We start from the raw sequence: 12,152 nt of genomic DNA on the forward strand, positions 1-12,152 counted from the left end.
CGACCTCGAACGCAAGGTGGGATTTCATGGATTTGGGAATCGACGGTAGGACAGCACTGGTGACCGGAGCAGACTCCGGTATCGGCTGGCACACCGCGAAAATGCTGCTGGCCGAGGGTGTTCGGGTTGTGATCAGCGACAAGGATCAGACCTCGCTCGACGACGCAGCAGCGCAGCTCGAAGCGCCCGATGGGCAGTTGTTCGCGTTCGCTGCGGACGTGACCGACACTGAGGCGGTCGAGAACTTGGCGGCGCAGACACAGCGGGCCGTGGGCGACATCGACATCTTCGTCCAGTCGTCGGGAGTGACGGGCGCGCAAGGACTGTTTCACGAGATCGACGAGGAGGGGTGGAGTTCCACCCTCGACATCGACCTGATGGGTCCCGTCCGGCTACTGCGGGCATTTCTGCCGGCGCTACGCCGTGGTGGTTGGGGACGCGTCGTGTTGCTGACCTCCGAGGATGCCGTGCAGCCGTACGACGACGAATTGCCTTACTGCGCAGCCAAAGCCGGCGTATTGGCCCTCGCCAAGGGGCTCTCGCGCAGTTATGCGTCGGAGGGATTGCTGGTCAATGCAGTCTCTCCCGCGTTCATCCACACCCCGATGACCGACGCGATGATGGACAAGCGCGCCGAGGAGAAGGGCACCGACCGCGACGGTGCCATCGAGAGCTTCCTCGACGAGGAGCGTCCGTACATGGAGCTGGGACGTCGAGGTGAGCCCGAGGAAGTCGCTGCGGTGATCACGTTCCTGTGCTCGGATCGCGCGTCCTTCGTCAACGGATCGAACTACCGAGTCGACGCCGGTTCCGTCGCAACAATCTAGGAGAGCATCATGACCAATTTCGGATACACGTTGATGACCGAGCAGAGCGGCCCGAAGGAGCTGGTGAAGTACGCCGTCGGAGCCGAGAAGGTCGGCTTCGACTTCGAGGTCAGCAGCGATCACTACTCACCGTGGCTCTCGTCCATGGGTCACTCGCCCTACGCCTGGACGACGCTGGGTGCGGTGGCTCAGGCCACCGAGCGCGTCGAGCTCATGACGTACGTGACGTGCCCGATCATCAGGTACCACCCGGCCGTCGTCGCGCAGAAGGCCGCCACGCTGCAGATCTTGGCCGACGGACGCTTCACTCTCGGCCTGGGCAGCGGTGAGAACCTCAACGAGCACGTCGTGGGAGAGGGATGGCCGTCCATCGACAAGCGTCAGGACATGTTCGTCGAGGCACTCGAGATCATCCGTGCTCTGCACGCCGGCGGCTTGGTCACCTACGAGGGCAAGCACTTTCGCGTCGACTCCGCGCGGATCTGGGACCTGCCCGAGGGTGGCGTGCCGATCGGCATCGCCGCCGGTGGCGAGAAGGCAGTGGCGCGGTTCGCCGAGTACGGCGATCACCTCATCGCCACCGAGCCGGACGCCGACCTCGTCAAGGCGTGGTCGGACAACCACGACGGACCGGCGCGCTCCATCGGACAGATCCCCATCTCCTGGGATCCGGACAAGGACGCCGCCATCGATCGCGCACACGACCGATTCCGCTGGTTCGCCGGCGGCTGGGCCGTCAACGCCGATCTGCCGACGACGGCGGGATTCGCTGGAGCCACCAAGTTCGTGCGGAAAGAAGATGTGGCCGACACGATTCCGTGTGGACCCGACCTGGACGCCATCGTCGAGGCCGTGAAGCCGTACTGGGAGGCCGGGTACACCGACATCGCCCTCGTGCAGGTGGGCGACGAAACCCAAGAACGGTTCCTCGCCGAGGCTGCAGGCCCGTTGTTGGAGAAACTGCGCGCTGCGTCCAGCTGAGCTGCTCCGGTAGCTGAACAACCCCGACCGATTCATTCGGCCGGGGTTGTTCGCGTCGGGCGGTCCTCCCACGGTATGACTCCGCGTCCGTCCGTCGCAGGACTGAAATCGTCGGCAGGCAGGACGCCACGAAAGTTCCCACGCGGCAGAGTGGTTCACATCGAACGAGCCGAACACTCACCGCAGGGAGGCGGACGATGAACACGCGAGATGCTGTCGAGGCGGGTGGCCGCTCATTTTTCGTGGCGCTACCCGATACGGCCCGCGCAGGCGCGTTGGCGGCCCGGTTGGCGCAGGTGTCGACCACTCGGATCACTCACGACTCGGGGCGTCCATGGCTTCTCGGGCATCTCACAACCGACCGACTCGTCACCGCACAGGTTGGACGTACGACGGTCGCAATCGTCGGCAGGTCAGATGCGACGGAGTCCCGGCTGCGGAGACTTGCCGAGGACATTTCGGTACCGGCACAGGCGGCAACGGCAGCGTCGAACTTCAACGGGAGTTACACGACGATCGTGTCGGTAGATGGACAGATCTATGCCAGCGCCGCGGCAATGGAGACCCGCAGAATCTGGTCTGCGCGCATCGACGGTGTGCTGGTACTGAGCGACCGCGCCGATGTTCTGGCCGATCTGGGCGAGTTCGACGTCGACCCAGCGGCCGTCACCATACGACTACTCGGCACCATGCCGCACCCACTCGATCGCGTCCCGTTGTGGACGGAGGTCGAACCACTTGCCGGAGATCGATACATCACCGTCGACAGAAACGGCGAGCGAAGCCGGACCGGAACGTGGTGGTACGCGCCACAGGCCGACACCTCGAGGTCCGATGGTGCCGTTCTGTTCAGATCGGCGGTGGAGGGTTCGGTTCGAGCTCGCACCGCGCCCGGAGATCCGGTGGCCTGCGACCTTTCCGGGGGGCTGGATTCCACTCCGCTGTGCTATTTCGCAGCACAAGCGCAGCAGGGTGTGCTCGCTCGCACTCTCTTCAACGACGACCCGGGTGGACGCGAGGATCTCCACTGGGCTCGCCGGGCGATCAAGAGCATGCCCGGAGTGCACACCCATGAGGTCACCTCCACGGACGACATGCAGGATTTCTACGAGGGTGTCGACAGCCTGGATGTTCGACTCGACGAGCCGACGCAGGCCGCGACCGCCGGGCCGCGGATCGTACGAATGTTGGCCGACGATCGCCGCAAGGGAATCAGGACGCACATCACCGGTCTCGGAGGGGACCACATTTTGCGCGGCGTCAATGCGTGGGAGCACACGATCGTACGGGCACGTCCGTGGGTCGGGTGGAACAGAGCCAGGGCGCAGCACATTCCAGCGGGAATCGGAGTGCTGACGACCTTGCGAGAGTTGGCCGATCGGCGCACGTACCGACAATGGTTCGCCGACACGATGCGTGCAGCACTGGCCGGAGTTCCTCACCCCGAGGTACCACGGATGAACGATTGGTCTAGTCCGCCCGCTGTGCCACCCTGGCTTACGCCGCATGCTCGCGAATTGCTTCGGAGCAAGATCGATTCCGTGCTCGAGGCAGCAGAGCCACTGGACCGAACCGTTGCCGGGCACATCGATCTGTATTTCGCTCGCGATGCTGCCCGACTGATCCGCGGCACAGCACAACTGGGACAGCCGTTCGGAGTGTCCTACGACTCGCCTCTGCTCGACGATCGAGTGGTGGAAGCTGCCCTTGCAGTTCGACGCGACGAACGCGATACCCCACTCGAATGGAAGCCCCTCATGAAGGACGCGATGCGCGGATTGCTGCCGAACGACTATCTGATGCGAACGAACAAGATCGGCGGCGGACCGCAGTCCGTACGCGGGTACGCCCGCCACTACGGACGACTGCTGGAGCTGATGGACGACGCACGACTGTTCGATACCGGACTGGTCGACCGAACAGAATTTGTTGCATCGACGTCGCCTCGAGCTCGTGAGGTACCGGTCGGACATGTTCACCAGGCCATCAATGCCTCGGTATTCCTTGCGGCTCAGCGAAATCGGACCGACGTAACAGTGTGATCGATCCATCCCGGCTCTATCGACAAAGGAGAAACCTATGTTCTGGAGGACCAAGGACACTGCTGCGCAGCGAAACTCGGGTCGTTCCAGCAGGACGAGGCACCTCGACACGGTGGCAACCGAGTACGGTCACGTCGTTCTCGACGGTGCAGCCGGCCGGTACTGGCACCTCAACGACAGTGCGCTGATCGTGTCACGTTGCCTGCGTGAGGGTGGCAGTCGCGAGGACGCGGCCGCGGCGTTGGTCGACACGTTCGCCATCGACCCGGCACTGGCGAGACGCGACGTCGACGCTGCCTACCGTCAACTCGAAGGGGTCGGTCTGCTGTGAGTGACGTACTGCCACACATTCCTTCGACCCTCGGTCCGCTCCCCACTCTCGGCATCAAGGCGAGCGTCGGAATCGCCAAGGGCCTGAGTCGAATGCCTCCGAATGTCCTGCGTTCGTTCCTCGAACGGATCGCAACCGGCGCTCGGCCGGCGACGTACGAGGAGGCTCGTCTGGCTCGCGATGCAGTCCTGACCTCCAGCCCCTACAGCAGAGGTGGATCGGCTTGTCTGCCTCGCTCCCTTGCGACGGTGTTGGTGTGCCGTGCACGAGGCACGTGGCCGCAATGGTGCGTGGGCGTGCTCTCGTCGCCGCCGTTCACCGCCCATGCGTGGATCGAGGTCGACGGAGTGATAGTCGATGAGCCGATGGCCAAGTCCGACTTCTCGACATTCTTCTCCGTCTCCTCGAAATCGATGCTGCCGCAGTCTGTGTGAGCTGGACTCCAGGCTGCGCCCCATGAACTCGGGACGTCGGACGTCGACCGCGCCGTCGACCGCCGTCGATCCCGTACCGGAGGACTCGATACGGGCCCCGGAGTGAATCGACCGATCCCCTGAGTATGCGAAAGGAGGTGTGACACATGACCGAGGATTACCAAGCCCCGACCATCGTCGACCTGGGTAGCTTCCAGGACAAGACAGGTTTCGGCATCGGTGGCCAGGCAGAGGGCTGGAACCCGATCGCCGATCGCAAGAACTGACACCGGATCACAGAAGCTCGACCGGACAGAATCGAAAGGAAATACCGCCATGATCAAGGATTACGAATCTCCCGCTGTCGTCGACCTGGGTAGCTTCCAGGACGAGACCGGTTTCGGCATCGGTGGCCAGGCCGAGGGCTGGAACCCGATCGCGGATCGCAAGAACTGATCGTCGACGCCGCGAACATCGCGGACTGATCAACCTCGGAAAGGAGGTGTAACGCGCATGTCGAAGCCATACGAAACACCTGCTGTTGCAGATCTGGGCCGCTTCCAGGACGAGACCGGAGAGTTCATCGGTCCGCACACCGAAGCGATCCTGCCGTTCGAGGATCACTCCAAGGAGTGAATCCGTCAGTCACATAGAACAATTCGAAACATCTCTACAATTCAGCGAGGAGTTCCATCGTGAACAAGGCATACGAAACACCTGCCGTTGCGGATCTGGGCCGTTTCCAGGACGAGACCGGAGAGTTCATCGGTCCGCACACCGAAGCGATCCTGCCGTTCGAGGATCACTCCAAGGAGTGACACTGCACCCGGTGCGGCGACCCGGCACGATCATGTGCCGGGTCGCCGGTCCGGGATCCGATTCCGAGTCGTACCCAACTGTTGTGGCAACAACGTAGAAGGAGCGTCGATGACGATGGCACTGCACGGGCAGTCGAGCGACTCCGTTGGCACATCCGTCTACCCGAACCGATCCGACGTACCGGCCCTCGAGGCCAGGGACGTTCGGATGCGCTACGGGTCGATCGATGTGTTGACCGGGGTCGATCTTCGTGTCGAGGCGGGCGAAGTGGTTGCATTGCTCGGGCCGAACGGCGCGGGTAAGACGACCACCATCGAGATTCTCGAGGGAATTCGCCGCCGGTCGAGTGGGTACGTGCGTGTGTTGGGAGTCGATCCCGCCCACGGCGACGAAGAATGGCAGTCGCGCATCGGTGTCGTGTTGCAGTCATGGCGTGATCATCGTCGATGGAAAGTTCGAGAGTTGTTGCTGCACTTCGCACAGCATTATCGGGTACTCGGGCCGTCGGGTGGCCGACTGCCATACGATACGGACGAGTTACTGGATGCTGTCGGTCTGACCGACCGAGCACAGACCAAGGTCGGTCGACTCTCCGGAGGCCAACGGCGTCGTCTCGACGTCGCGATCGGACTCGTCGGAAATCCCGAACTGTTGTTCTTGGACGAACCGACAGTCGGGTTCGATCCCGAAGCGCGCCAGGACTTTCACGAACTCATCGGGTCGATCACCCGCACGCGGCGAACGGCCGTCGTACTGACCACCCACGATCTGGTCGAGGCCGAGCTCCTCGCAGATTCGGTGGCGATTCTGGTAGATGGACGTGTCGTCGCGCGTGGAACCACCGAGCAGCTCGCCCGCCGGTACGCCTGGGGTACCGCGGTGTCGTACCGGCTCCGTGGACGTTCGCAGACGGCGACGGTCGACAACGCCACCGAGTTCGTGCGTGAACTGTTGGCCTCGGGGGGCTCCCAGGTGACCGATCTCGTCGTCCGGCCACTGAATTTGCAGGACGCCTACCTGCACATGATTCGAAGTGCCGATCCCGTTGCCGCGGAGCTCGATCCGAGTCCAGACGAAGGAAAGGTGCTCTTCCATGCTCATTGATACCGTCCGTCTCGGTCTCGGCCGCGGGCTGATCGAATTCAGACAGAGCCTTACCCTCGTCCTCAACTACATCTTCTTTCCGTGCATCGCTCTGATCGTCATGTATTTCCTTCGAGGAGTGGAGGTGTCGGGCTCCGGAACCTCGCTCGGTAGTTTCGCCATCCCCGGAGTGCTCGCGATCAACGTGCTGTTCAGCGGACTGATGGGGTTGGCCACCAACCTCATCGCCGAGCGGGAGGACGGAAGTCTGCTGCGCGTGAAATCTTTGCCCTACGGTATTCACACCTATCTCGTCGGCAAGATCAGCAGCCAGGTGGCCCTCACGTTCATCACCTTCTGCGTCGTACTGATCGGAGCGAGTGTGCTGTTCGGGCAGTTCGTCTCGGCCGATCCGATCGAACTCGCAAACCTTGTGTGGATTCTGCCCCTCGGCATGACGGCTACTCTGCCGTTCGGAGCGATCCTGGGTTCGCTCGTCAAGAACCCGCGGAACCTGAGTTTCGTATCGCTTCTGCTCATGGCGCTGGTGAGCGTGTCCGGCGTGTTGTACCCGCTGGCGAACCAGGCGTCCTGGATGCAGGCGATCGGACAGGCGACTCCGCTCTACTGGCTGGGCCAGGCCCTGCGCGCTGCTCTCCTCGGTGATGCCGCAGCCGCTTCGGAGATCGGTGGACGGTGGCACCTGGCCGAGACCGCATTGGTTCTCGGTGCTTGGAGCGTCGTCGGATGCATCGCGGCGGTGTTCGTGCTCCGGCGCGCGGCACGGCGCGATGCGGGTGCCAAGATATCCGGAGCCGTCTCCTCGCGTGCCGAGTGATCACACTCCGTCAGTCCGAGACCAAACCCGCAGTGTGGGCGAACACCACGCATTGAATTCGGTCGCGAACATCGAGTTTGCGCAGTACCCGCCCCACGTGTGTCTTGACGGTAACCTCCGCGATGAACAGCTTGTCCGCGATTTCAGAATTGTTCAGTCCCTGTGCGATTGCCTCGAGTACGTCACGTTCGCGGTCCGTCAGCGACTCCCAGCGACGCCGAACGGAATCGTCGGCGGGAATACCGGCACGTTGCGGGGATACCGAGCACAGCAGTTGCCGAGTCATTTGCGGCGAGACGACCGCAGTGCCGCGGTGAGTGGCCTCGATGGCGGACAGAAGTGCGTCGGGCGGAGTGTCCTTGAGCAAGAATCCGCTCGCCCCCGCCATGATGGCGTTGTACGCCAGGTTGTCCACCGCGTATGTCGTGACAATGAGGATCTTGGGAGGCGCGTCGAGGTCGAGGATCCGCGCAGTGGCGTCCACTCCGTTCAGTCCGGGCATGTCGATGTCCATCAAGACCACGTCGATCTCACCCGGCAAGCTCTCGACCAGGGAAACTGCGTCGATCCCGTTGGTTGCTTCGCCGACGACGGTGGTTCCGCTGCCGGACTCGACGATCATTCGCAGCCCAGCTCGGAACAGTTCACTGTCGTCGACGATGACAGTGCGAATCATTGTCCCCCCGAAAGATCGAGTCAGCTGATGGCGATCAGTTGTTTCTGGTGCGAACATACCGGTTGTTCGAGCTGCGATCGTCGGAGCTGAGAGGAATCGTGGCCCGAACGACGAATCCGCCGTCGGGCGGCGACCCGGCGAACAGTGTTCCGCGCAGGGAATCGACGCGCTCGCGCATACCGAGTAGCCCGAAGCCGTCCGTAGTGCACTCTGCGGCACCCACTTCGGCAGCTGACCCGTCACCGTCGTCACTGACTTCGACTTTCACGTTCTCCGCGGTGACGTCGACCGATGCAGTCACCTTGGTCACCGAGGTACCGGCATGTTTGCGAACGTTGGTCAACGACTCCTGCACGATTCTGTAAACGGCTTCCTGCACCGTCGGTGGCAGCTCGCAATGACGGCCCTCCACAGTCAAATCCGTGGCGACGGTATCGGACGCGGCCGATTCGACCAGGAACTCGAGATTCGACACGACGGGCGAGGTGCGCGTCATGTCCGCTGGTTCGTCTCGGAGCAGCTTGAGCAACTTTCGGAACTCGGAAAGCGAATCACGACAATGGGTGTTGATCATGCGGAGCGAATTCTTGTGTTCTTCCGCCAGTTCGGGGGATGACCGCAACGTTCCCTCGGACATGGTGAGGATGCCGGCCAGACTGTGTGAGATCACGTCATGAAGGTCGCGCGCGATGCGGGCACGTTCTTCTGCTGCGGCTATCTGCGCCAAATGGTCCTGCTCGCGTTCGAGTTGGTCGGCACGGGTACGCAGAGTTTCGTCGTGCACACGACGTAGGGCGGTATGGGTGCCCCACAGCCATACCGCGACGGTCGTCGTCCCGATGGCCGAGAGTGGCACTGCAGATGCCGCGAACGTCTCACCCCACCGGATCGCGGCAATTACCGCGCCCGCCACGACGGCTGCCGCGCACAGCAGTGCCGCACGGCGTGGGGCGTGTGCTGCCACCGCGTACACCCCGGCCAGCAACATGAGATTCGCCGGGATCGGGCCGAAACCTTCGATCAACTGGACGGTGCCGGCAGCCGACATCACGGCGAAGGACCGCAGCGGATAGCGATGCGCGAACAACCATGGCAGACACAGGCCCAGTGCAATGGCCATCAAGAGAACTGTCGTCGTACCGCGCCAGTACACGCCTACCGAGACCGCTCCCGTATAGGAAAGGATGCCGAAGCAGAGAACACCGCGTCCGATGGCTCGGACGCGGTGTTGCTCGGATCCAGTGTTGAGCATCATGCGGCGATGATAACGGGACCAGGTGGTCCGTAGTGTTTTCGAGCAGGCCCCGCGAATCGCCGAGACGTTGTCGGATCAACTGGAGAAGATGTTGCTCACCGCGTCGTGCAGCTCACCGTACTGAGCGATCGACGGATTCACCACGAAGAAGATCCACAGGGCGGCCGCCGCCACGGATACGCACAACACGATCATCGACAGGACGAATCCCGTGCGTGCCACCCCGGTTGCAGTGCGCCGCGTCGCCCGCCACCCCAGAACGACGCCGGTTGCGGCGAGCGCGACCGGGACGAAGCCGGCGAACGGAAAGATCACCAGCACGGGTGTGAGAACGAAGGCGAGCAGTGCTGCGGTGAGCGAAGCGGCACCGCGCCCGTCGGGGCGCTGATGCGTACGCCCCGGTTCGGTGTACTCCGTGCGAGTGATAGTTCGATTGTCGGTCATGGTCGATTCTCCTTTCGCTGCGATATCACTGAACGTGAATGTCCTTGCGGTCGAGTGCCCTGCCGGTCAGTGCGACGACTACGACAGTGAGCAGTGCCGTGGCCGTCAGGACCGACAGTGCGGCTCCGGTGGTCAGCGAACCCGAGTCACCGAAAGTTCCGGAGGCCAGTTGGGTTGCGCGAGTTGCCAGGGCATAGGGCAACACGAAGATTGCCTCGGTCACCTCGGCGGTGAGGAGGAACACCGATATACCGGCCCCGGCGAGAGCGATGGCAATCGGCACCGCAAACGACCTGATCGTCATCGACAGACCGGATTGCAGAGCCGCCACCGGTAGCGACCCCACCACGACGAGTGCACTGGTCGCGAAGAGCTCGGAAGGAAGCATGCCGTCGAGCGAGAAGACCACCTTGCCGAGAACGACGACGGCTGCCAGCATGACGATGTTCATGACCGCGGTCAGCGTTGCCACCACGGCCGTCTTGGCGATCACGATGCGCGTCGACGGAACCGGCCCACTCATCAGGGCATTCCAGTTCCCTCCTCGGTGTTCGGATTTCCACGCCAGCGAGGCCAGTACGGCAACGCCGAGTGCGAGTGGGAACAGGCCGTAGAACACGACTGTGCGCAACCACAATGTGCGCCATCCCTCTGCCAACTCTGCGCCCGACGCGATCGTGTTGAACGTTCCGACCCCCGCGATGATCAGAGGGAGGAGAACGACGACCGCCCATGCCTGCGAGCGCCTGAGCTTGATCATTTCCGCTGAAAACGCATTCATGCTCGTACCTCCTGTCGATCGAGTCGCACGGTCATGAGCCAGAACAACACTGCCCCGACAACTCCGAGGGCGACGATGCTGGCGTAGGACGGGTTCAGTGTCACCACCTGCTCGCCTCGGTAGTCGGCGGCCGACGCCAAGGAGTAATACCCCCACGGCGTCAGGTGTGCTGCCCAGGAGGGGAATCCGGAGGCGCAGATCGCGATGACGGTACCCACGATGCCGATTCCCAGCGCGACCAGTTGGTTGTCCACTCGCGCTGAGATCACCAGGTGCAGACCGAGTATCACCAGGTTGGCCGTCACCGCTGCCGCCGTGTAGCCCAACCACAGACCGGCAGGCAACGGTTGGGTCACCCCGATGGCGGTCCCCAGAAATACACCTGCAGCGCTGGCCGCCACCGTCGCGCCACCGACGACGAGGCCCGTCGAGACGAGCTTCGCCCGCACGAGGGCTCCGCGGTCGGCTCCATTGGTCTGGTTCAGTAACCAGCCGTTGGACTGGTGCTCGACTTCCACTGTGCGGCTTGCCATCACTGCAATCAGCAGTGGTGACGCGATGGGGACGGCAAGGGACAGACCGGCCAGTGGCAGTGCCCAGGAGACCGCGGTCGAATCGTTCGACGTCGCCGCGGTGAGAGCGCCGACGAAGGTCAACCCTACGATCGCGGCGACCAACAATGCGGCGATCGCGCCGATGTGCAGGTGCCTGAGTTTGGCGAATTCGTTGCGTACGGTCGTCACAATCGGCCACCCTTCGTCAGATTCATGAATACGTCTTCGAGCGACTGATCGTCGCGCCGAACGCCGTAGACGCCTGCGTTTGCGCCGACGAGTTCCGCCACCACCTGTGCGGTACTTCGATCGTCGATGCCGGACAGCCTCAACGTGTGGTCGTCGACCTGCACCGGGATCTTCTGTTGCAGAACCGAACTCGCGCGTCCGGGATCGATCGCGTCGATGAGCACGTCCGGAGTGGAGGCGGCGAACAGCTCGTCGCGGGTGCCTTGGAAAATCAGGCGGCCCTGGCTCAGGATTCCGAGCATGTTCGCCGTCTTGTCGATCTCGCCGAGCAAATGGCTCGAGACCATCACTGTCACACCGTGTTCGGCGAGATGACGGAGCAAGCCGCGGATCTCTTCGATTCCGGCCGGGTCCAAGCCGTTGGTGGGCTCGTCCAGGATCAGAAGTTGTGGCTCGCGCGCGAGTGCCATCGCAATGCCGAGGCGCTGTTTCATTCCCAGCGAGTAGTTCTTCACCTTCTTGTCGAGGTGTTCCTGCAGACGGACGGTGGCTACTGCCCGCTCGATCTGTTCGGCGTGCAGCCCGAGCGAGCGCTGCACGATACGAAGGTTCTCCGCACCCGTGAGATGTCCGTATCCGGGTGGAGATTCGATGAGTGATCCGATGTGTGAGAGCAATTCGCGGCGAGTGCCGTGATTCATCGGTCTACCCAGGATCTCCACCTCACCCGAGGTCGGTCGAATCAGGGACAGCAGCATTTTCATGGTCGTCGATTTGCCCGATCCGTTCGGACCGAGAAAGCCGTAGACGCAGCCCTCAGGAATGCGAAGGTTCACGTCGTCGACGACGGTATGCGTGTCGTAGCGCTTGCCGAGGCTGTGAGTTCTGACGATGTCCATACCCCGACTGTTCCGCATTC

At 62.8% G+C, this 12,152-nt stretch carries 17 protein-coding genes; 11 read left to right on the forward strand and 6 right to left on the reverse strand.

Translation table 11 applies throughout. The features are described from left to right. The first annotated feature begins 26 nt into the window (after positions 1-26). From CH286_RS11695 to CH286_RS11725, 11 genes are all read left to right on the forward strand, one after another. Positions 27-827, forward strand: a complete 801-nt coding sequence (locus tag CH286_RS11695) for an SDR family NAD(P)-dependent oxidoreductase (RefSeq protein WP_094609289.1) — start codon at positions 27-29, stop codon at positions 825-827. 9 nt (positions 828-836) lie between these two features. Next, the gene (locus CH286_RS11700; RefSeq protein WP_032387954.1) at positions 837-1,808 is read left to right on the forward strand and encodes an LLM class F420-dependent oxidoreductase; all 972 of its coding nucleotides are present in this window, start codon (positions 837-839) and stop codon (positions 1,806-1,808) included. Between the two features lie 197 nt (positions 1,809-2,005). Next, a complete protein-coding gene (locus tag CH286_RS11705) occupies positions 2,006-3,850 on the forward strand; it encodes an asparagine synthase-related protein (protein ID WP_094609290.1) in 1,845 nt (614 codons plus the stop codon). A gap of 37 nt (positions 3,851-3,887) precedes the next feature. Then, positions 3,888-4,181 carry a lasso peptide biosynthesis PqqD family chaperone gene (locus tag CH286_RS11710; protein ID WP_080730710.1) on the forward strand — a complete coding sequence of 98 codons (294 nt, stop codon included), beginning with the start codon at positions 3,888-3,890 and terminating at the stop codon, positions 4,179-4,181. Next, a complete protein-coding gene (locus tag CH286_RS11715) occupies positions 4,178-4,615 on the forward strand; it encodes a lasso peptide biosynthesis B2 protein (protein ID WP_217902923.1) in 438 nt (145 codons plus the stop codon). Before CH286_RS11710 ends, CH286_RS11715 begins: the two co-directional genes overlap by 4 nt. A gap of 146 nt (positions 4,616-4,761) precedes the next feature. Next, positions 4,762-4,881, forward strand: coding sequence for a keywimysin-related RiPP (locus tag CH286_RS27630; RefSeq protein ID WP_141215835.1), 120 nt, complete (start codon positions 4,762-4,764; stop codon positions 4,879-4,881). 49 nt (positions 4,882-4,930) lie between these two features. After that, the gene (locus tag CH286_RS27635) at positions 4,931-5,050 is read left to right on the forward strand and encodes a lasso RiPP family leader peptide-containing protein (protein ID WP_121872028.1); all 120 of its coding nucleotides are present in this window, start codon (positions 4,931-4,933) and stop codon (positions 5,048-5,050) included. 57 nt (positions 5,051-5,107) lie between these two features. Next, positions 5,108-5,230, forward strand: a complete 123-nt coding sequence (locus tag CH286_RS28180) for a hypothetical protein (RefSeq protein WP_254925626.1) — start codon at positions 5,108-5,110, stop codon at positions 5,228-5,230. Positions 5,231-5,289: 59 nt separating this feature from the next. Then, positions 5,290-5,412 carry a hypothetical protein gene (locus tag CH286_RS28185; protein ID WP_254925625.1) on the forward strand — a complete coding sequence of 41 codons (123 nt, stop codon included), beginning with the start codon at positions 5,290-5,292 and terminating at the stop codon, positions 5,410-5,412. Between the two features lie 109 nt (positions 5,413-5,521). Further along, the gene (locus CH286_RS11720) at positions 5,522-6,517 is read left to right on the forward strand and encodes an ABC transporter ATP-binding protein (RefSeq protein ID WP_241257124.1); all 996 of its coding nucleotides are present in this window, start codon (positions 5,522-5,524) and stop codon (positions 6,515-6,517) included. Next, the gene (locus CH286_RS11725; protein WP_032380017.1) at positions 6,507-7,334 is read left to right on the forward strand and encodes an ABC transporter permease; all 828 of its coding nucleotides are present in this window, start codon (positions 6,507-6,509) and stop codon (positions 7,332-7,334) included. The genes CH286_RS11720 and CH286_RS11725 overlap by 11 nt, the downstream gene beginning before the upstream one ends. 10 nt (positions 7,335-7,344) lie before the next feature. Here CH286_RS11725 and CH286_RS11730 read toward each other — a convergent pair whose 3' ends face one another. The 6 genes from CH286_RS11730 to CH286_RS11755 all read right to left on the reverse strand — a co-directional run bounded on the left by CH286_RS11730 (position 7,345) and on the right by CH286_RS11755 (position 12,132). Then, positions 7,345-8,010: a response regulator gene (locus CH286_RS11730; protein WP_032380018.1), complete on the reverse strand. Its 666-nt coding sequence runs from the start codon at positions 8,008-8,010 to the stop codon at positions 7,345-7,347. 34 nt (positions 8,011-8,044) lie between these two features. Next, entirely contained in the window at positions 8,045-9,265 is a 1,221-nt protein-coding gene (locus tag CH286_RS11735; RefSeq protein ID WP_094609291.1) for a sensor histidine kinase, read from the reverse strand. A gap of 75 nt (positions 9,266-9,340) precedes the next feature. Continuing rightward, positions 9,341-9,709: a hypothetical protein gene (locus tag CH286_RS11740; protein ID WP_037149972.1), complete on the reverse strand. Its 369-nt coding sequence runs from the start codon at positions 9,707-9,709 to the stop codon at positions 9,341-9,343. Between the two features lie 25 nt (positions 9,710-9,734). Then, positions 9,735-10,490 (reverse strand): ABC transporter permease, encoded by a 756-nt coding sequence (locus tag CH286_RS11745; RefSeq protein WP_094609292.1) that lies wholly within the window; start codon positions 10,488-10,490, stop codon positions 9,735-9,737. Further along, positions 10,487-11,233: an ABC transporter permease gene (locus CH286_RS11750; protein ID WP_094609293.1), complete on the reverse strand. Its 747-nt coding sequence runs from the start codon at positions 11,231-11,233 to the stop codon at positions 10,487-10,489. Before CH286_RS11750 ends, CH286_RS11745 begins: the two co-directional genes overlap by 4 nt. Further along, complete coding sequence (locus CH286_RS11755; RefSeq protein WP_094609294.1) at positions 11,230-12,132, reverse strand: ABC transporter ATP-binding protein; 903 nt, start codon at positions 12,130-12,132, stop codon at positions 11,230-11,232. The genes CH286_RS11750 and CH286_RS11755 overlap by 4 nt, the downstream gene beginning before the upstream one ends. Positions 12,133-12,152: the final 20 nt, after the last annotated feature.

Origin of the sequence: Rhodococcus sp. WWJCD1, assembly GCF_002258735.1 — a bacterium.
Classification (GTDB): domain Bacteria; phylum Actinomycetota; class Actinomycetes; order Mycobacteriales; family Mycobacteriaceae; genus Rhodococcoides.